The sequence below is a fragment of the Streptomyces sp. NPDC052036 genome, from assembly GCF_040680495.1.
Classification (GTDB): domain Bacteria; phylum Actinomycetota; class Actinomycetes; order Streptomycetales; family Streptomycetaceae; genus Streptomyces.
This window is the reverse complement of record NZ_JBFAWW010000038.1, coordinates 39,613-58,140: the sequence shown is the minus strand read 5'-3', so window position 1 is coordinate 58,140 and position 18,528 is coordinate 39,613. Positions and strand designations below refer to the sequence as shown.

The 18,528-nt window shown below is 69.5% G+C and carries 18 protein-coding genes and 2 pseudogenes; 9 read left to right on the top strand and 11 right to left on the bottom strand.

What is annotated here, in order from left to right; all coding sequences use genetic code 11:
- The first annotated feature begins 97 nt into the window (after positions 1 to 97).
- The 3 genes from AB0L95_RS34460 (at position 98) to AB0L95_RS34450 (ending at position 2,134) form a co-directional block, all read left to right on the top strand.
- A complete protein-coding gene (locus tag AB0L95_RS34460) occupies positions 98 to 691 on the top strand; it encodes a hypothetical protein (protein WP_365168738.1) in 594 nt (197 codons plus the stop codon).
- A 146-nt stretch (positions 692 to 837) separates the two neighbouring features.
- On the top strand, positions 838 to 1,461 hold the full coding sequence (locus AB0L95_RS34455) for a DinB family protein (RefSeq protein WP_365168736.1): 624 nt from the start codon (positions 838 to 840) through the stop codon (positions 1,459 to 1,461).
- A 319-nt stretch (positions 1,462 to 1,780) separates the two neighbouring features.
- The gene (locus AB0L95_RS34450) at positions 1,781 to 2,134 is read left to right on the top strand and encodes a VOC family protein (protein WP_365168734.1); all 354 of its coding nucleotides are present in this window, start codon (positions 1,781 to 1,783) and stop codon (positions 2,132 to 2,134) included.
- A gap of 157 nt (positions 2,135 to 2,291) precedes the next feature.
- On the opposite strand, the gene AB0L95_RS34445 is transcribed toward AB0L95_RS34450, so the two are convergent.
- The 3 genes from AB0L95_RS34445 to AB0L95_RS34435 form a co-directional block, all read right to left on the bottom strand.
- The gene (locus AB0L95_RS34445; RefSeq protein WP_365168732.1) at positions 2,292 to 2,909 is read right to left on the bottom strand and encodes a GNAT family protein; all 618 of its coding nucleotides are present in this window, start codon (positions 2,907 to 2,909) and stop codon (positions 2,292 to 2,294) included.
- Between the two features lie 104 nt (positions 2,910 to 3,013).
- Complete coding sequence (locus tag AB0L95_RS34440; RefSeq protein ID WP_365168729.1) at positions 3,014 to 3,553, bottom strand: GNAT family N-acetyltransferase; 540 nt, start codon at positions 3,551 to 3,553, stop codon at positions 3,014 to 3,016.
- Positions 3,554 to 3,640: 87 nt separating this feature from the next.
- Positions 3,641 to 4,084 carry a MarR family transcriptional regulator gene (locus tag AB0L95_RS34435; RefSeq protein WP_365168727.1) on the bottom strand — a complete coding sequence of 148 codons (444 nt, stop codon included), beginning with the start codon at positions 4,082 to 4,084 and terminating at the stop codon, positions 3,641 to 3,643.
- A gap of 125 nt (positions 4,085 to 4,209) precedes the next feature.
- On the opposite strand from AB0L95_RS34435, the gene AB0L95_RS34430 reads away from it, so the two are divergent.
- Positions 4,210 to 4,602 carry a nuclear transport factor 2 family protein gene (locus AB0L95_RS34430; protein ID WP_365168724.1) on the top strand — a complete coding sequence of 131 codons (393 nt, stop codon included), beginning with the start codon at positions 4,210 to 4,212 and terminating at the stop codon, positions 4,600 to 4,602.
- Positions 4,603 to 4,725: 123 nt separating this feature from the next.
- Here AB0L95_RS34430 and AB0L95_RS34425 read toward each other — a convergent pair.
- The 6 genes and pseudogenes from AB0L95_RS34425 to AB0L95_RS34400 all read right to left on the bottom strand — a co-directional run bounded on the left by AB0L95_RS34425 (position 4,726) and on the right by AB0L95_RS34400 (position 12,637).
- Positions 4,726 to 6,734, bottom strand: a pseudogene (locus tag AB0L95_RS34425) (phosphocholine-specific phospholipase C).
- A 286-nt stretch (positions 6,735 to 7,020) separates the two neighbouring features.
- A complete protein-coding gene (locus tag AB0L95_RS34420; protein WP_365168722.1) occupies positions 7,021 to 7,998 on the bottom strand; it encodes an MASE1 domain-containing protein in 978 nt (325 codons plus the stop codon).
- Positions 7,999 to 8,033: 35 nt separating this feature from the next.
- A complete protein-coding gene (locus tag AB0L95_RS34415) occupies positions 8,034 to 9,368 on the bottom strand; it encodes a GAF domain-containing SpoIIE family protein phosphatase (RefSeq protein WP_365168720.1) in 1,335 nt (444 codons plus the stop codon).
- On the bottom strand, positions 9,368 to 9,580 hold the full coding sequence (locus tag AB0L95_RS34410; RefSeq protein ID WP_365168718.1) for a hypothetical protein: 213 nt from the start codon (positions 9,578 to 9,580) through the stop codon (positions 9,368 to 9,370). The genes AB0L95_RS34415 and AB0L95_RS34410 overlap by 1 nt, the downstream gene beginning before the upstream one ends.
- A 741-nt stretch (positions 9,581 to 10,321) precedes the next feature.
- Positions 10,322 to 11,062: a carbonic anhydrase gene (locus AB0L95_RS34405; protein ID WP_365168716.1), complete on the bottom strand. Its 741-nt coding sequence runs from the start codon at positions 11,060 to 11,062 to the stop codon at positions 10,322 to 10,324.
- 210 nt (positions 11,063 to 11,272) lie between these two features.
- Positions 11,273 to 12,637: a glycoside hydrolase family 3 N-terminal domain-containing protein gene (locus AB0L95_RS34400; RefSeq protein ID WP_365168714.1), complete on the bottom strand. Its 1,365-nt coding sequence runs from the start codon at positions 12,635 to 12,637 to the stop codon at positions 11,273 to 11,275.
- 675 nt (positions 12,638 to 13,312) lie between these two features.
- Between AB0L95_RS34400 and AB0L95_RS34395 the strand changes: the two genes are divergently transcribed.
- The 5 genes and pseudogenes from AB0L95_RS34395 (at position 13,313) to AB0L95_RS34375 (ending at position 16,973) form a co-directional block, all read left to right on the top strand.
- The gene (locus tag AB0L95_RS34395) at positions 13,313 to 13,834 is read left to right on the top strand and encodes an ATP-binding cassette domain-containing protein (protein WP_365168711.1); all 522 of its coding nucleotides are present in this window, start codon (positions 13,313 to 13,315) and stop codon (positions 13,832 to 13,834) included.
- Positions 13,750 to 13,923, top strand: a complete 174-nt coding sequence (locus AB0L95_RS34390) for a hypothetical protein (RefSeq protein ID WP_365168790.1) — start codon at positions 13,750 to 13,752, stop codon at positions 13,921 to 13,923. Before AB0L95_RS34395 ends, AB0L95_RS34390 begins: the two co-directional genes overlap by 85 nt.
- Positions 13,917 to 14,039, top strand: a pseudogene (locus AB0L95_RS34385) (CorA family divalent cation transporter); the annotation flags it as partial. The gene AB0L95_RS34390 and the pseudogene AB0L95_RS34385, both read left to right, overlap by 7 nt.
- A 134-nt stretch (positions 14,040 to 14,173) precedes the next feature.
- The gene (locus AB0L95_RS34380) at positions 14,174 to 16,405 is read left to right on the top strand and encodes a helix-turn-helix domain-containing protein (RefSeq protein ID WP_365168709.1); all 2,232 of its coding nucleotides are present in this window, start codon (positions 14,174 to 14,176) and stop codon (positions 16,403 to 16,405) included.
- 13 nt (positions 16,406 to 16,418) lie between these two features.
- Positions 16,419 to 16,973 carry an XRE family transcriptional regulator gene (locus tag AB0L95_RS34375; RefSeq protein WP_365168706.1) on the top strand — a complete coding sequence of 185 codons (555 nt, stop codon included), beginning with the start codon at positions 16,419 to 16,421 and terminating at the stop codon, positions 16,971 to 16,973.
- A 44-nt stretch (positions 16,974 to 17,017) separates the two neighbouring features.
- On the opposite strand, the gene AB0L95_RS34370 is transcribed toward AB0L95_RS34375, so the two are convergent.
- A complete protein-coding gene (locus AB0L95_RS34370) occupies positions 17,018 to 17,329 on the bottom strand; it encodes a hypothetical protein (RefSeq protein WP_365168704.1) in 312 nt (103 codons plus the stop codon).
- A 182-nt stretch (positions 17,330 to 17,511) separates the two neighbouring features.
- Positions 17,512 to 18,453 (bottom strand): hypothetical protein, encoded by a 942-nt coding sequence (locus AB0L95_RS34365; protein ID WP_365168702.1) that lies wholly within the window; start codon positions 18,451 to 18,453, stop codon positions 17,512 to 17,514.
- Between the last annotated feature and the right edge of the window lie 75 nt (positions 18,454 to 18,528).

Below are 18,528 nucleotides of genomic sequence, written 5' to 3'. Positions count from 1 at the left end.
TCCACCGCATGCTCGGCCTGCCGGGCGCGACAAGGGGGTGTGCGACACGGAACCCCGGGCCGTGCGGATCCCTCTCACCCCCCAAAGGGGGACACACATGAAGATCACGATCCGGCGGATACCCGTTGTCGCGGCACTCGTCTGTTTCTGTCTGCCGTTGGTCTCCTGCGGTACGGAACACGCAGGGGCGCGAGCGGTCGGCGCATCCGGACCGGGATCGTCCACGGCGGACGAGACGAGCGACGACCAGAGCCTCCCGGACACCACCACCGACGATCAGAGCCTCCCGGACGAGACGAGCGACGATCAGACACTGCCGGACACCACCTCCGACGACCAGCAGGACCCCGGTCCTCCCATGGGTGACACCACGGACGACGACGGGGGCGTGCCGACGGCCGGTCCGCACCGCTGGTTCCCGATGCTCCGCGAATTCCGCGCGTACCTCACAACGAACGCTCCAGAAGCGGATGCCGCCATCGCCACTCACGTGACGAGCGTCTACATCCGCACGCCCGCGGGCAGCACCCGCGCCATGGCCGTGGTCCGGGTCGACTACGGGGTGATGGAACAGGAAGACGCGGACCACACGGCCAAAGTGTTCGCCCACTGGCGGGATTCCCTATACGGCGATCACGGGCACGTGGATGTCCTGGGCCCGGCGAAGACCAACGCCCAACAGGACTGGTAGTCGTCGGCAGCTGCCGCGTTTCAGCAGGGCGGCGAATTCCGCCGGTTGGCCGATGAGGCTGTCCTCAGAGAATAGAGACGCGGCGGCAGGCCGGCTGTGGCAGGGTGGCGGATCGTCCCTGGGCCAGTTCGACGCAGGAGCCTCCGATGACGACACCGCCCCGCCTGTATCCACTGCTGGAACAGTTCGACTTCGCACGCAGACGTCTCGCCGACCGTATGACAGGGCCCGTCATGGACAGCGGCGACGGGGCCGACACGGAGGTCGGCGGCCCCATGACCGACGACGAACACTTCTGGGAACCGGTGCCCGGCTGCTGGTCGGTACGGCGGCGCGTGGACGGGCCGGGGCCGCGCGCGACTCTCCTCGCGGGCACCGGCGACTGGGGACGCGACGCCGCCTCCTACCCGCACCCCTGGCCACCACCCTTCACCACCATCGCGTGGCGCCTGAGCCACCTCAGCGAAATGCTGGCCCTGCGTGCGGACCACACCGCCGGCCATCACGCGCTGACCCGGGACGACTACCCCGTCAGTGGGGACGCCGCGGGGGCGGTCGCGGCCTTCGACACCGCTGCCGCGGCCTGGCGGAAGGCGCTGCTGAGCGTTGACGACGCCGCACTCGACACCGTGGGGTACTGCACTTATCCGCACGGCAGCGACCCGGAGGAGCCGTTCGTCGACATCGTGTGGTGGGTCAACCAGGAGTTGCTGCACCACGGGGCTGAGATCGCCCTGTTGCGCGACCTCTACCGAGCCCGGCCGCACTGACTCCGTCGCCGCGGTTTACGCGGCACGGTGGCCCGAAGTGGCCGTGAGGACAGAATGACCGCGTGCTTCCTCCTCGACGGCTGTGGCGCGATCCTCCCCCCGTCCCCCGTCCCCCGTCCCCCGTCCCCCGTCCCCCCGTTCAACCGGCAGGAACCGGTGACGCTGAGCGTCCGTGACCCCGGCCTCTACGAGCCGGCCGATGAGGACGACTGCACGACGTTCTCGACGCCGGCTGACGAATCCCCCCACGATGGATACGGAGGTGTGAAGCGGGCGATGGTGTCGGCCCGCCCGATCGCCGTCCTGGCAGGATGGGCACATGGAACGTGTGCTTGGAATCGGCGGATACTTCATGCGGGCCGCCGACCCGGTGGCCTTGAATGCGTGGTATCGCGAATGCCTGGGCCTGGACGTCGATGAGCACGGCCTGTGGCGTCAGGAAGCCGGGGTGACGGTGTTCGCGACGTTCGAGTCCGAGACCGACTACTTCGGGTCCCGCGCCCAGCAGACCATGCTCAACTTCCGCGTCCGCGACCTGGACGCGATGCTCGCGCAACTGCGCGCCAAGGGAGCGGACGTGGCCCAAGACACCCAGGAGATGGAGGGTATCGGTCGATTCGGTTGGGTTACCGATCCTGAAGGCAATCGGATCGAGCTGTGGCAGCCCGCCTGACCGCGGTCGACGGGCTCGCCCACGCCGCCCCCGCCGGCCCGAGCCCGGTGTCGAACGCCGCCGGAGGCCAGGGGGCGGCGGCGCATGGACCCCCCGTGAGGCGGCGCTGCCATCCTGGTTCGCGCCTCGACCTGGTCCGGCACCCCCGAGACAGTCCCTAAGACGACGCCTGGCCAACCCGCTCGGGCCACCCGCGGTGCTCGAACCAGTCCGGCGCGAGGATCGACATCACGACGGCATCCACCCGCTCGCCCTCCCACAGCAGCGCGTCCCGCAGTACCCCCTCGGACACGAAGCCCACTTTCTCGTAGACGCGGTGGGCTCGCGGATTGAACGCGTACACCTCGAGCGAGATGCGGTGCAGCTCCAGCCTCTCGAAGCCGTAGCCGACAATCAGCCGGGTCGCCTCGGTCCCCAGCCCGCGTCCGTGGGCGGCGGGCACGAAAGCGATGCGGACATTGCAGCTCTCGTTGTCCGCGTCCCACTCGTTGAGGACCGTCTCCCCGACGACATCCCCCGATGCCTTCTCCACCACCGCGAGGTCCAGACGGTCATGGTGGTCAGCACGCGTGCCGTACCACGCCCGTAGCCGTGCTTCGTCGGGCTCGCCCTCGGCGTGGTAGCCGGTCAGTCGCCTCGTCTCCGCGTCCTGGAACATGGGCATGAGCGCGTTCGTGTCGTTCACCGTGACCGGCCGCAGCACAACCAGCTCGCCGTCCAGCGTGGGCTTGAAACGGAACCCGGCCACCGGAACGTCCCCATGATGATCAGCCATTCCCGCAGTGTGTCCGGCCAACGGACCTGCCGTCACCGAGTTTTCGCGGACTGGTAGTTCCTGAGTGCGGTAGGTCGGTGGGAAGTGCGTCCCGGCGGAGGGCGTCACATCCTCGGGCCACGGCGGATGCGGTAGAGCACGTTCGAGCGCAGTGGTCCTTCGGGTTCGGTGGGGTCGTCGAAGTCGTCGGCCGGGTTGCGGGTCATGCCGATCCGGCGCATCACCGCCTGTGAACGGAGGTTGACGGCTGTGGTGACGGCGAGGATCTCGGGAAGGTCAAGCGCCTCGAAGCCGTAGGCCAGGACCGTCCGTGCGGCCTCGGTGGCGTAGCCCTGGCCCCAGGCCGGGCGGGCGAGCCTCCAGCCGATCTCCACTCCGGTGAACGGCATGTCGTCGTCCACCTGGTCCAAGCCCGCGAAGCCGATGAATTCGCCCGTGGCCTGGACCTCGACGGCCCACCATCCGTAGCCTCGCCGGTCGAACTCGGCCTGGAACCGCGCCACCGAGGCATCGCTCTGTTCACGGGTGAGAAGGTCGCCCAGGTGCTCCCGGACCTCGGGATCGGCATTCATCGACGCCCATGGTTCGAGGTCCGAGTCATGCCAAGCGCGCAGGGTGAGGCGATCGGTGTGCAGCTCCGTCATGCGCTCAGCCAACGTGAGCCCTGGCCTTGAGGCAATCTCTTTTCTTCACTCCGATTTCTTCACTCCGAGATCCTCGCGGGACAGGTCTCAGGTGAACGGCCCGTCATCGACGAAGCGCCGGAGGTGGTCGGCGAAGGTCCGGGCTTCGTCGGCCGACCATGAGGCGAGACTGGCCTCGATGTGGGCGGACAGGCGCCGGCGCAGGACTTCCACCGTCCGCTCACCCTCGCTCGTGAGGGCGAGCAGCGTCGCGCGCCGGTCCGCGGGGTCCGGTTCACGTCGTACGAGCCCTGCCTCCTCGAGCCTGGAGGCGCGACGGGTGACGCCGGAGCGGTCGAGTCCGGCATCGGGGGCCAGATCGGCGGCGCTCCGGGGCCCGGTTCTGGCCAGCCCGCTGAGCACGGGGTAGGTCAGTTCGTCCACGGCATTCCCCAGACCGGCGGTCAGGGTCCGGTACAGCTCCACACGGGTGCTGCGTTTGAGCAGTACGCCCAAGGCGTCGGCGATCTCGTGCCCCACATCGTTCTTCATGCCTCCCAGATTAGCGTGCGTGGCGCACGCGCATGGGCTACAGTGATGCAAGAAGCGTGCGCCACGCACGCACTTTCGGTAGGGCGCCCCTTGGGCACCCCTTGGACACCACAAAGGATCGCGCTGTGAACCGCACCGGCATCGCCACTGCACTGACCGACCTGCTCTTCGACTCCGATCTCGACCTCCGTGAGGCCGCCGACCGGCATTTCGCCCCCGACTACCGGCAGCGCACGGACGGCCGTTGGGACGACCGCGACGGCTTCCTGGAGCACATCGCCCACCTTCGTACGGTCGTCGCCGAAGGGTCCATCAAGGTCCACGACGAGATGTACGACGGCCCTCGCTACGCCGACCGTCACACGGTCCGCGTCACGAAGCGGGACGGATCCATCGTGCGCACTGAGGTGTACCTGTTCGGCGAGTTCGACTCCGACGGCCGTTTTCGCCGCATCGAGGAAGTCACCCTCATGCTCGAAGGCTCCGACACGGATCGGAACCTGGGCAGCGCTCGCTGAGGAGGGGCTGGTCGCAGGTGGCCCCCGGGCCGCGGATCGGTGCCGGCGTGTCCCTCGGCAGCTCCGCATCACGTGCACATGCGAGATTCGGTCCGCACCCCGGGCGAGGTGCGGACCGGTCGCTCAGCCGGTGACGCTGGCTGCGCCCGTCTCGATGTGGCCTACGAAGCGCCGCGAGAAGGAGCCGTCGGCGCTGACCGTGACGGTAAAGTCGTACCAACCACCGTTGTAGGCCACGGCGTTGAAGTAGTCGTCCGTGAACTCGCCGGCGGGTACCCGATAGGTCCAGGGGCCGTCGCCTCGGTAGTAGTTCGACGTGATGGTGAAGGTCACGTCCGCCGCGGTCCGGTTCGTCATTCGGAACCAGACCGCCTGCTTGCCGGTGTTCGGGGCCGGGGCGTAGAAGCGCCGACCTCGATGCCCTTGGCCGGGCCGAGGGCGTTGCCGGTGAACCGGCGCAGGAAGCGGTTGGGGCCGACGACGCTCAGGTCGTAGAGGCCGTCGCCGTAGCCGCTGCCGATGTTGATGCAGTCCTCCACCTGGCCGTCGGCGTGGGTGGCGGCGTTGTAGGGGTCGACGGTGTACTGCCACGGGCCGCCGCTGCGGTACGCGTTGGCGTAGACCGAGAAGTGCACCGCCTCGTTGGCCTGGACGCCCTGGTTCGCCAGGTCGATCCAGGCCAGGACCTGGCCGTTCGCGTTGTAGTCGAACCGGCCGACGTAGGCGTTCGGCTGGTACGGCAGGGCCCTGGCCGGCTTGGTGCCCGGTTCCTGCGCGGGCAGCGTGTTGGTGTTGGAACTCGGGTTCGGCAGCAGATAGCAGTGAACCTGGCCGATGACGGTGCTGGTGGAGGGCAGGGACGGTATCCCGTAGACGGGGGAGGTGAAGTCGAAGCAACCGGTCAGGTCGCCGGTCACCTTGCGGCGCCAGGCGCTGATGCTCGGGCAGCGCGCGGGGGTGCCGAGTGCCGTCGTCCAGCTCTCCAGGAACTGGATGACGGACGTGTGGTCGGTGACCTGGGAGTTGACCCAGCCGCCGCGGCTCCACGGCGAGACCACGAACATGGGCACCCGGAAGCCGAGGCCGATCGGCGCCCCGTTGACGAACTCGTCCGAGGTCCCGGTGGGTGGGGCCGGCGGCGGCACATGGTCGAAGAAGCCGTCGTTCTCGTCGTAGTTGATGAACAGAACAGTGGAGTTGAAGACGGCCGGATCCGCGTTGAGCGCCTGCATCACCAGGTTGATGAAGTGTGCACCGTCGTTCGGCGGGGCGGAGGGATGCTCCGAGAAGCCCTGGTTGGCGACGATCCAGGAGACCTGCGGCAGGGCGCCGTTCAGCACGTCGCGCCGGATGGCGGCCGCGATGTCGTCGGGCGTCGATCCGGTGGCTCGCGGCACCGACGCCATGCCCCGGTCGTACAGCGGGTTGCCTGCGGAGGCGTTGGCGAACACGGAGAAGTAGGCGAGACCGTTGTCGCCGAAGTTGTCGCCGGCGTTCTGGTAGACCTTCCAGCTCACGCCCGCGTTCTGCAGTGACTCCGCATAGCTCTGCCACTTCAGGCCGGACTCGTCCGCGCCGTCGTAGGCGGGACCGCCGGCGGTGCCGTTGGGGTCGATCATGCCGCCCCACAGATAGGTGCGGTTGGGGCCCGTCGCGCTGAGGATCGAGCAGTGGTACGCGTCGCACAGGGTGTAGGCGTCCGCGAGGGCGTAGTGGAAGGGGATGTCACCGCGGTTCAGGAAGCCCATGGTGCGGTTGGTGCCCTTGGCGGAGACCCAGCTGTCCATCTTGCCGTTGTTCCAGGCCTTGTGCTGCGAGGACCAGCCGTGGTCGAGCGAGCCGTCGCACTGGGCGAGTCGCTCACCGTCGACGCCGAGCCAGGGGGATGTGGCGCTCATCGACCACGGGTACTGGCGCCCCGCCCCGGACGGCTGGTTGAAGACCGAATAGCCGCCCGGCAGCGTGATGGTGCTGCGGTCGGCGAAGCCCCGGACGCCCTTGAGCGTGCCGAAGTAGTGGTCGAAGCTGCGGTTCTCCTGCATCAGGATGACCACGTGCTTCACATCGGTGATCGACCCGGATGCGGCCGATGCTGTTGCGTGCTCCGCGGTGGGCAGTGCGTCCAGCCCCAGAGCAGTGCCGACGACGGCTGCTCCTCTGAGGAACGCGCGGCGGTCAAGCGGTGACACATGGACCTCCGAAGGGCGGTGGACGAGATGACAGGCAGGGTTACCTTGGGTCCGTTGCGTGGCCGAGGGCCGAGGGCCAGCCAACATGGGCATGAACCTTTCAAATCCCTGTTGGACTGGACTCGTTATCCAATCGAGATCACATTCGTCCGTGAACCCTGGGGCGCGGACGTCGCTGGACCGGGCTCCTCGGCCGGCGTCGGCTGTCCCTCGCGGCGCTGTCGATCGTTCACGACGGTCGCGTCGGTCCGCCGCCTTCCTCCTCTTTGCCCCCCTCGACGGGAGGCCCCGACGGGCCGCCGATGCCCGGGGTGATCCGGGCCGTCATCTCGGCGAGCCGCCTACAGGTCTGCTCGATCTTCTCCTGGGTCCGGTTCCGTTCGGTGATGGCTGCGGAGAGCAGCAGCGCGGTCATCGCGGCGGCTCCGTTGAACGCCTGCAGGGCGATCATGTTGGTGAGCACGGTGTGACCGGCGAACGAGCCTGAGCTGCGGGTGGCGGCGAGGATCGCCCCGGTGGATGCGGTCAGCGCACAGGGTGCGGCTCCGGAGAGTTGGAAGCGAAAGGCGGCCCAGGTCACCAGCGGGAAGGCGAGGAAGATCAGCGGGACCGGAGCGTTTTCGAGGAAACCGACGCCGATGGTGGCCGTGACGAGCAGTGCTCCCTCTTCCCAGCGGGTGGGTGGCACGTGCTTCGGCCAGTGTGCCGAGCGGAGGACGAACAGCACGGGGGTGACCGCCAGGACGCCCATCGTGTCGCCGGTCCACCAGACCCACCACGTGGACCAGAACCCGTTGGTGGGGAGCGCGTGCGCGAGGCGTAGGACGGCGCTGCCCACTGTCGCGCTGATCAGCATGCCGGTGAGCCCGCCGAGGAAGACCAGCGCGAGCGCGTCGCGGAAGCGGTCGATCTGGGCGAGGAAGCCGGCGCGGCGAAGGAGCGCGTACGAGCACAGAGGCGCAAGGGTGTTGCCCGCCGTGATCGCGAGCACGGCGGGGACCGTTGGTCCGAGCGAGATGTTGATCAAGAACGCGCCGAGTGCGATCCCGGGCCACACCCTCAGACCGATCAGGAGCAGGCCGGCCACGGCGATGCCGGTCGGCGGCCACAGCGGGGTGACTTGGCCGCGCACGAGCTCCTGGAGCAGCCCCAGCTTGCCGGACACGTAATACAGCGCGGCGACGGCGCAGATCTGCAGGACACTCACGCCGCCGCGCCGGAGCCTGTCACGGTGAGCGGCGGTCATCGGGGGGTCCGCAGGGCGAGAATGGCCATGTCGTCGTGCCCGTCGCTGGGGTGGTGGTCGGCCAGGGCTCGGACGAAGTCCTGCAGGGGCAGGGCTGCGTACCTGATGGACAGTTCGGCCAGTGCGTCGAGGCTCTCGTCGATGGGATGGCCGGGGTGTTCGATGAGCCCGTCGGTGAAGAAGACCACGGTGGAGTCCGGGGGCAGGGGGTGGGTGTGGTCCGGGCGGTCTTGGGCGTAGGAGACGTTCAGCGGCAGTCCGGGCTCGGCGGACAGGTACTGTGCCCGGCGGTCGGGGGTGATCAGCAGAGGGGGGACGTGGCCCGCCGTGCTCCAGTGCAGCCTCCAGGCGGACCCGGCGGGTTCGATACGCGCCAGGCTGGTGGTGGTGACGGGGTTGTCGGTGATGGCCTGCAGGGTGCGGTCGAGCTGGGCGAGGATCGCGCTGGGCGGAGTGCGCAGATGGAACAGCAGAGCGCGCAGCATGTTGCGGGTGGAGGCCATGGCGGCCGCGGCATGCAGGTCATGGCCGACCACGTCACCGATGACGACCGCGGCAGCACCGTCGGGCAGCAGGATGGCGTCGTACCAGTCCCCGCCGAGCGGGCTGGGTTCGGCGGCGGGGCGGTAGATGGCGGCGGCGTCAAAAGGCCGCATGTCGGGCAGCGTGGGCAGCAACAGCCGCTGGAACTGTTCTGATCCGGCACGAACCTGTTCGAAGAGGCGGACGTTGTCGATGGCGACGCCGGCGGCGCTGGCGAGGGCGATGACGATGTTCTCGTCGTAGACGTCGAAGGGCTGTCCGTCGCGTCGCTCGGAGAGGTAGAGGTCGCCGTAGATCTCGTTGCGGACGCTGACGGCGACGCCGAGCAGGGTGCCGAGCCGTGGGTGGCCGGGCGGGAACCCGACGGAGGCCGGGTGGGAGGCGATGTCGTCGAGCCGCAGGGGCTCGGGGTGGCGGATGAGATGTCCGAGCACGCCCAGGCCGCGCGGAAAGCCCGCCTCGGCCAGGGCCGCGCGTTCCCCGTCGGTCAGGCCGACGGCGATGAACTGTTCGAGAAGGTCGCCGGACTCGTCGAGTACTCCCAGTGCCCCGTAGCGGGCGCCGACCAGGTCCATGGCGGTGGACACGATGCGGTGCAGAACCGCGGGCAACTCCACCTCCCTGGTAATGGCCACCACTGCGTCCAACAAGCCCTGGATCCGATCCTTCGCAGCGGCCAGCGCGCGCAACTGCTCGTCGATCCGGCTCAGTTCGGCGTCCAGGCGCAGCAGCAGGTCAGGGCGGGGCGGCCGCCTCGGCGCCTTCCCCTCGTCGTCCCCGCCCGCCATCACGATCGCCCGGTGGGGCGGTACACGCTCTCGGTGGCCTTCTCGTCCAGGGCCAGGCAGCCGAACTCGTCCAGGCAGAGAGGGCCGACCGTGCTGAAGAGGGCGATCGTCGAGCCGAGATGCAGGGCGGCCCCGGCCTGCTCCGGACGTGAAAACCGCGTGACCCGCACCGACGCGGTCTCGGGGTGCTCGGCAGTCCTCGCGGGGCTCATGCGCTCGTGTCCTTCTGGTTCACAGTTCTGGTGGTCGGCTTCGACTGCCGGTCGTACGTGGCCAGGTCCGGTAGCGGACGCGGATTCGCCGGTGGACGGCGCCTGGCTCGCGGCGGGATCACGTTCCCCGCGGCCTCGGCCTGTGCGTCACGGAGGCGGAGACGGGCCTCATGCTCGCGGGCGCCGTGGTCCGTCTTTAGGGTTTGGTTCTCGACGACCTTGCGGGCTTGGAGGGCCGTCAGGTCGGTGCCGACCGCTGCGAAGGCGGGTACGACCTGCATCGTGGTGATGACTGTGGAGGCCGCGCACTGCCGGCGCAGCAGCGGAACGTGTGGTCGATGCGTACCCCGCCCCGCACCACGAACGCGTCGACATGCCCTCCTCCGCCGGCGCCCGCGCCTTCGCCACGGCGCGCCGGGTCATCCGGTGGCTCCGGGCCGATGCCTGAGCCGAGACCTCGGGGTCCGCTCTGCGGTCATGACGCATCCGCTTGTACAGCCACTCATGGGAGCGGTACACCCCGGCCTCCTGACACGACCGTGATCAAACAAGGCCACAGCGTGACACGGCCGAACAGTCCAACTCGCTCATTACTCCGCAAGCGGCATGCCCTGAGCACCGCTCAGGGCACACTGCCTCCACCTGCCACGGTGGCTGCCGGCAGCCTCGGGACGCCTCGGCGAGCCGGTCAGATCCCCTTCGTCGGCCCCGCGACTGCTGTCCGCCTCCTCCGACGGGCCATCAGGAGGGCGCGCCGTCCAGGACCTCCACCTTGCCGGTGTCGAGCGAGTAGTAGGCGCCGACCACGGCGAGGGCGCCCTTGGCCACGAGCGGTGCGAGGTCGTGATTCGAGCGCAGTTCCTTCGCGGTCAACCTGACCTGGGCACGGGCCATCGTCTCGACCGGGTCCGCGCCCCCTTCCCGGACCGCCTGCCGGTACGCCGGCCGCAGAGCCCTGGCGATCGCCTGCAGATTGCCGGGCAGCCGCTTGCCGTCCTGCAAGGCACCGTACGCCGCCTTGACGGCGCCGCACCGCTGATGCCCGAGGACCACCACGAGCGGAGTGCCACTCGTCATGGGCCCGTACTCGACGGAACCGGTGACGATCGAGTCGACCGCCGTCCCGCCCGTGCGCATCACGTAAAGGTCACCCAGGCCGGTGTCGAAGAGGAGTTCGGGTGGCACACGGGAGTCGATGCACGAAAGGATCGCGCCGAAAGGCTCCTGCTCCTGTGCCACGAACTGACGCCGGTCCGGGTCCCGGTCGGGGTGTCGTAGATCTCCGCTCACCCAGCGCTTGTTGCCTTCCACCAGTCTGGCGAGCGCGGTGGGGGGCGAGGTCGGCCGTGCTTGCGGCTGGGGCGAAAGGCTTTTCGCGGTCGGTTCCGTGCTCGTCGGTGAACAGCTCGCGAGCATGATCGTCGCGCCCGCAAGCCCGCCGGCGAGCAGGGTTCTCCGGTCCGGGCGTCCTGCTGTGTCCATCGGTTGTTCTCCTCAGCCGGTCAGACACGTCCGTACTCTTGGCCGGGGTGATTGTGCAGGGTGGCCTGGGTGCCCCAGAGGCAGGCGCGAGCGGCTGCGGGCCACGTTGCTCCCGACGGCCCACAGAGACGGTGCCATCGGCTGTACGTGGCCCGTCCGGCCGGGGCCCGCGCCACCACCCTGCGTCCTGGGCTGCTGCCTACCGGGCGGTCAGCCGCAGACAAGCAGGCCCGCGTTCTGCTTGGCGGTGAGGATCCGACGCACGCTGTCGTTGACCTTGGCGCGGAAGGCGGCGTCTTGCTGCATCCGGGTCTGGACGGCCTGCGCCATTGCCGGTATCACGTCCGGCCGTACCGTCAGGATCATGTTTCCGCCCGCCGTAAGGAAGTTCACCGCTCGCTGGGCGGGGGTGAAGGACCGTACCGCCACCGCTTGGCCGAGGTCGTCCGAGATGACAACGCCCCTGAAGCCGAGCTGAGTACGCAGCAGTTGACCGATGACGGTCGGCGAGAATGCCGCCAGATGCCGCGAGTCGATCTTGGTGTACGTGGCGAGTGAGATCATGACGAACGGCGAACCCGCTCGGATGCCGTTACGGAACGGTGTGAGGCTCGCGCTGCCTGCGCTCGTCACCGAGTCCTTCACGTTCGCGGTGGTGTCGGTGTTGCCGAGTACCTGGCCCAGCCCGGGAAAGTGCTTGAGCGTGGTCATGACGCCCGCCTGTGCGAAACCACTGGCGAAGGCGTTGCTGTGGGAACTCACGACATCGGGTGTGTGGCCGTACTCGCGGTAGTAGTGGCCGATCGGGCCGTTGCGAGTGCCGAGGGAGGCCGGGACGACATCGGCGACCGGAGCCAGGTTGAGATTGACCCCGGCGGCCTTCAACTGCTTGGCCCAGTCGGTCGCCCGGCTGCGGAGGGTGGTGGTCGACCAGCTGCCCTGGGTCAGTCCGTTGGGTATGGTCGAGAACCCGGGACCGCTCAGCACCTGCACCTGGCCGCCCTCCTGGTCGGTGGAGACGAACATGCCTACGCGATGCCCGCCGACCTGGTCCGCCTGGCTCAGAGCGCTGTCGACCACTGCCTTGGTCGCCCGTGTGCCGGCGGTGCTGCGCCCGGTCAGCATGATCGACCCCACGTGGTTGGCCCGCAGAGTCCGCACTTGAGCCTGGTCGGGGCGGGCCGCGGAGACGCCGCCCATGAAGAGCTGTCCCACGCGTTGCGCGGTGGTCATGGCCGAGAAGTACTTGTCGACGCAGGTGGCGGCGGCGAGCGGCGGGGTGACGCTCGCGGCGGCCGGAGCGGTGAGGGTGGCACCCGAAGCGGCGATGGCGGCCGAAAGAGTGGTGGTGGCCGAGGTCCCCCCGGTGGGGGAGTAGCCGGGCAGAGAGCCGGTGGCGCCAGGAGCCTGCGCGCCGCCGGGGCTGTTCGGGGCGGCTCTGACGGAGCCGGTGGCACTCCCGTGCGCGGCAGCTTCGCCGCATGCGGAAGCGGCGAGCATCAGGGAGACCAGTGGGGCCGCGGTGCGCAGAGCCGTGGAGCGGCGTCTGCCGAGCCGCCGGGCGCGTATCGTCATCGATTCTTCTCCTGTCCTGGATGCACCACGGACCGTCCGCGACGGCGGGACCCGCCTTGCTTCTGTTGCGCTGAACAGGGGGTGCCGCGTCACCTCGACCGCGCGCAGTGCGTGAGTGCGGCGCTTCCTTCGGGGGTGGACGGTGCCATGAATCGGATGGGCTGAGGTGTGCGGACGCCGTAGGTGAGGGGGTCCGGGGCCTGTCTCCGGTCCCCGAGGCACCTGGCCCGTTCCCGTGGATGGCGCCGCATGTCAGGATGGCGATCTGCCGAAGTCCTGGTCGGCCGGCAGCCGCTCCCTTCGGGCCGATGGCCGGCTCGGCTCCATCCTGCGGACTGCTGGTCGGCATTGCAACCCTGGCGAGAGCGCCGCTCGACCGGGAGCCGGGGCCGCGAGGCCGAGTTGCCACACCCTCTTATTTGCGCATCAATGCGACAAGGGGCACGCTCTTGGGGTCGGGTCCTGTGCATGCGCTGAGCGCGGCCGGGGCGGAGCCACATCACGGAACGGAGGCGGCCATGGGTGCAGACCCTCCCAGTCCGCGCTGCCTCCACGGCATTCGCTGACGCTCACCCACCGGGGCCCCTTGGCCCTGACTCCCGCGCCGGATGCGGCCGCAGCCCCGACGAGACGGCGGTGACCGGGCAGGGCCCTTCTTACTCACCTGTTTTTCCCATGCTGTCCGGGGTGCCCTGCCCTGCCGTCGGCGTCAACGCGCCGACCGCGGCCGGGTATGTCGTCGAGTCCCGGCGGGGGGGCGGAGGTTGTCGTGACGTCGATCGGTACGGACAGCGAGCCCGCCGAGACGGCGGTGCGTGTGCCGCCGGCGGCGAGGCTGCCCAGGCTTCTGTCCCGGTTCTCCTGGGTGGACGCGGCGGTGGTCGCAGCCGTGCTGGTGACCTTGTACGGGGTGCTGCGCGTATCGACCACCAGATGCACGCCGGTGAAGTGGCCGCGCTGCTCGGCAAGTCGGGCTCGGGCAAGTCGACTCTGCTGCGCTGCCTGGCCGGGCTCGTGCCCGCCAGCTCCGGCACCGTCACCTATAAGGGCACCCCGTTGACCGGCGCCAATCCGGGCACAGCGATGGTCTTCCAGACGTTCGCATTGCTGCCGTGGCTGACCGGCAGCTCGGCCTGGAGGCCAAGGGAGTCCCGGCTGCCGAGCGCGCGGACGCAGCCCGGCAGGTCATCGACCTGATCGGCCTGGACGGCTTTGAGTCCGCCTACCCCAAGGAGCCCTCCGGCAGCATGCGCCAGCGCGTCGGCTTCGCCCGCGCCCTGGGATGAACTTCGAGCACATGCCCGAGCTGCGCTGGCGCTTCGGCTACCCCCTCGCCCTGAGCGTGATCGTCGCGGCTTGCGCCGTCATCTACCGCGGGTTCAAGCGCAACGGCTGGCTCTGACCGAGCATCTGAAAGCCATGGTGACGCCGTCCGCGGTCCCGCGTCCGTGACACCGAGCGTTCGTACGCGAAACGCACGGATAATGTACGCGATCCGTACGCCTTGCGAAGTAGGATGGCGTGCGGGAGGTGCTGATGTCAGAGCTGTTCGACGCGGTCGACGCGCTGGTGGCGTCCCGGTCGCCGTTGCCGCCGCCGGAGGAGCGCAAGCGGCTGCGTCAGGCCCATGGGCTGACTCTGGACGAAGTGGCCGGGGCGCTGAAGGTGCGGCGGGCGACGCTGTCCGGCTGGGAGTCCGGCAAGACCGAACCGCGGCCGCCGGAGCGGGACGCGTACGCGCGCTTGCTCGAGCAACTCGCCGCGATGTACCCCGCCCCGGCCTACCCCGCGCCCACCGCCACCGACGCGACGCCCGAGACCACCGACCGCGCGCCCGCTTCGGCGACGGAGGCGCGCACTGTGCCCCGAGACCGGGCACCTGAGGCTGCGGCCCTGGCTTCTTCCGGGACCACCGCACCCCGCCCCACCGTTGGTGCCGTCGCGTCACGTCCGGCGGTCGCCGCCGACCGGTCGTCGACGACGTGCCACCCGGTCGGAAAGCAGGCGGTGCCGCCCGACGCCCCCGTGGCCGGCAGCGCCTCGTTCGGCAACGGCCCCTTGCTCGTGATCGACGCCGGCGACGACCGCGGGGTCACCGGCTACGGCGTCGGCGGCCTGGTCATGGACGTACCCGCCAAGTCGCTGCCCGCGCTGGTGGAGTGGACGCTGAGGCAAGCACAGCTGGGCGCCGAGAAGCTGCATGCCTCCGGCAAGGACGCCGACCCGCTGCTGATCCTCACCGCGGCCGCCTGCGAGCGATACGGGCTCCCGGCCGCGCTGTCGGAGCCCGAGCGGCTTGCCGGGCGGCTCTCGGACGGGCACAAGATCCTCAAGCAACTGGACCGAGCCGACTGGCAGTTGACGAAGCGCGGATTCGGACCCTGGGCGCGGATCTACCGCCCTGCCCAGGGCTGGGAGCGACAGTGTGTGCAACTGTGCATCCCGTCGTGGAACGCGCTCGACACCCGCACCTGGGGCCACGCCGCGCAGCTCGACCCGGCGGAACTCGCCCGGCTGCTGGCCACCTACGCGACCCGGGTGATGACGCCGCGGGGCTCCGCCGCCGTCACCGGCCTGGAGCTGATGACCGCCCTCAACCCGCCGACCCGCGCGAGCGACCCGGACGCGAGCGGCAAGCGACACAAGGAGCACCGGCCCGGTTCACTGGGCGAGCACCCGATCGACTGCGCGCCGTGCGAGGCACCCGACGGACACCCGCTGCTCGCCGACCTGCCCCGCTTTCACCAGCGGGGACCCGCGGAGATGCTGTTCGAGGAGGCCTACGACTGGGCCCGGGAGCTGACCGACGCGGAGTGCATGCAGCGGTTCCTGGTCGGCATCGACGTCAATCTCGCCTTCGGAGCGGCTGCCAATGGCGCGGTCGTCGGACTGGCGACCCCGCCCGTGCACATCACCCACCCCGCCTTCGACCCGACGCTGCCGGGGGCATGGCTGGTCGACCTTTCCCATGTCGACCTCTCCCATGTCCTGGTCGGCAAGCGGTGGCGGCAGCTGGAGGGCACGTTGCTGCCCAGTCCGTTCACCCCGACCGGCGAGCGGCCGAGGGGCCCGGCCTGGTACGCGACTCCGACAGTGGCGTACGCGGTGGAACTCGGCTACGAGGTCGCCCCGATCGAGGCCTGGGTACGGCGGGAGAAGGGCAGGTTCCTGGACGGCTGGTACAAGCGACTGCGCAACGCCTACGTCGACACCATGGGCGACCTGGGCGTGGGCGAGTCGCTGCCCCCGCAGCAGTTCCTCCAGGCGATGGACGGCTACAAGCAGCGTGACCCGGAGGCGGCGATCGTGCTGGACGCCGTCAAGTCCACGGTGAAGGGCGGCATCGGCAAACTGCGCGAGCGGGCGCGCGGCGGCGGCTGGAAGCCGGGCCAGACATGGCCTGCCCTCGCGCGGCCGACGTGGCGGCCGGACATCCGCGCGGTCGTCATCTCCCGGGCCCGTATCAACATGCACCGCAAGATGGTGGCCCTCGCCGCGGCCACCGGCCGGTATCCGGTGGCGGTCCTGTCGGACTGCGCCGTGTACGCCGCCACCGGTCCGTCACCGCTGGACGTCCTGCCGTACGACGCCGACGGCAGGACGGTGCCCGGCTCCTTCCGGCTGGGGGTGTCGCCGGGGATGGTCAAGCACGAGGGCACCCAGACCACATTGTGGGCGGAGGAAGTGCGCGAGCAGCACGGCGAACTCCTCAACCTCGCCCGCTGCATCAAGACGGGCGAGGTCACCGCCAAGGACGACGGAGAGTAGGGGACGAGGGGCGATGGACACGGTCGGGGACGGTCTTGACGCCGCGCTGCAGAAGGCGTTCACACGCCCGGTCCCGAAGAGCGGGGGCGCGCAGATGCGGTACCTGGTCCGACAGCTCAAGGGCACCAGGGCGGTGGCCGAGCTGCTGGGCGTCACTCAGCGCACCGTCGAGCGGTATGTGAAGGACCAGATCAAGAGGCCCCGGCCGGAGCTGGCGCAGCGCATAGAGCGTGAGGTCAGGAAGCGGTGGCAGCCGCAGGTCCGCGCCAAGGCCCAGCAGGCCGCGGCCACCACCGGCGGCATCGTCATCGACACCCGCGCCCGGCTCGGCTACACCGCCGCTCCCGGCACCACCGACGACGCCCGGCTGCGCCACCTCACCGTGGCGCTGCCCCCGCAGTACGCCGCCCGCCTCTTCGAGACCAAGGACGCTGGCGGTACCGAGCAGCAACTACGGGACATCACGGCCGAGGGCCTCCAGGAGATCTACTTCAAGGACCACGGCCGCCGGGCCCAGGGCTTGCTGGTGGAGTTCACCGACGTGGAGCAGGTGGAGTTCGACCTGTAGGTCCGCCGCGACGGAGCGTGCCCAGACCGTCAATGTGACTCGCTTCAGTTGGCGAGCTGACCGTGCCGGGGGAGCAGCGGGGTGCGGTGATCGTGCGCCCGGCCGAGGTGCGGCACATCGTCGGGGTGGAGCTGTTCCGTCCCGGCGGCCCCGTCCCCGCTTCCTGCGGCCGGTGACACAGCCGTCGACTCGTGGTCGAACCCCCGAACATACACACCGGCCTCGGAGAAGATGACGTCGAACTCGTCGCCGGAGCCGTTGCGCATCGACTCGATCTCCTCCGTTTCCGACCACTTCGCGCTGAACGAGTAGTAGCGCTCGTCATCCGGATTGAGCACCGCCTCAACCATGGCCATCGACCGACAAAGATCCCGAAGTACTGGGATGTCGGGAAGCGATCGGGCGACATCACGAACAGTCATGAGGGCATCCAACCCGACGCCACTGACACTCTGGGCGCACACCGCGAGCACCCAGGCAGGTGATGGGTGGCAGCAGGCCTGCCTGAGTGACAGCTGTCGGGCTCAGGCTCAGCCGATCATTCCTCCCACCACGGCTCGACGCCCTCCACCGCGACGAATTCGTGGAAGTCCATATTGCTGATGTCCAGATTGCACGCCATCGATCCGACGTTGCGGCACGGAAGGACGGCGGGCTGTCCCGGGGTGTCGTACAGGTCGACGGCGGTCAGCGGTCGGTCTGGCTCCGCAAACGTCCTGGCGTCGGCAAGCGCGACCAGCGTGGTGTGCTCCTTGGGCGGGACCAGCGCCGGGACCTGGCCTGGCGCGAGGCCCTCGAAGGCTCGGTCGTCGACGACCAGCGCCGTCAGCGGGAACTCGTCCGGGTCGATGTCGTCGAAGTCCAGGTCCGAGCCCACCCAGCCGCTCTCGTCGGCACCGCCCAACTCGTCGAGCAGGGCGCGCCAGCCGTCCTCGTCGTCGAAGGAGGTTCGGACCAGAAGGACCGCGTCGGTGGAGGGCAGTGCCGGGAAGGACCGGCGGGTCGGCGTCGTCGGCGCGGGAAAGGCCGGGCGGCCACCGTCCCCCTGGTACTTGCCATAATTGTCCATGTCGTGCACCAGGTCGTCGAACGTGAGCGTGCCGCCCAGCAGAGCCGCCAGGATCTCGGCGAGCCGTGCCGACGGAACCCGGACGCCGCGTCCGGGTATCGCCCCCAGGTCCACCAGCAATGGCCCATCCCCCCCGTACACCACAGAGATGTCCGCCAGGACGACGACCGGCGGCACAAGGTCGGCGCCCGGGACCAGCGCCGGTACGTTACCGCCGTGCAGGTAGTTCCACCCGCTGCCTTCGACCAGGTGGAGCCGCACCCCGCTGTCCCCGAGAACGAGTACGTCGTCCTCTCGGCGGCCCCCGATCTCGTCGAGCAGACTGCCCCACAGGGCCTTGTCATCCTCGTAGCACGTGCAGATCAACGGCACTTCACCCGGCGCAGGCTGGGGAAGCTGGGGAAAGGACATGGCTCTCCTTCAGAGGACTGGCGCGAGCACCAGGACACTAGCTCACCAGTTGCAAGGAAACCTGCTTCAGGTCAA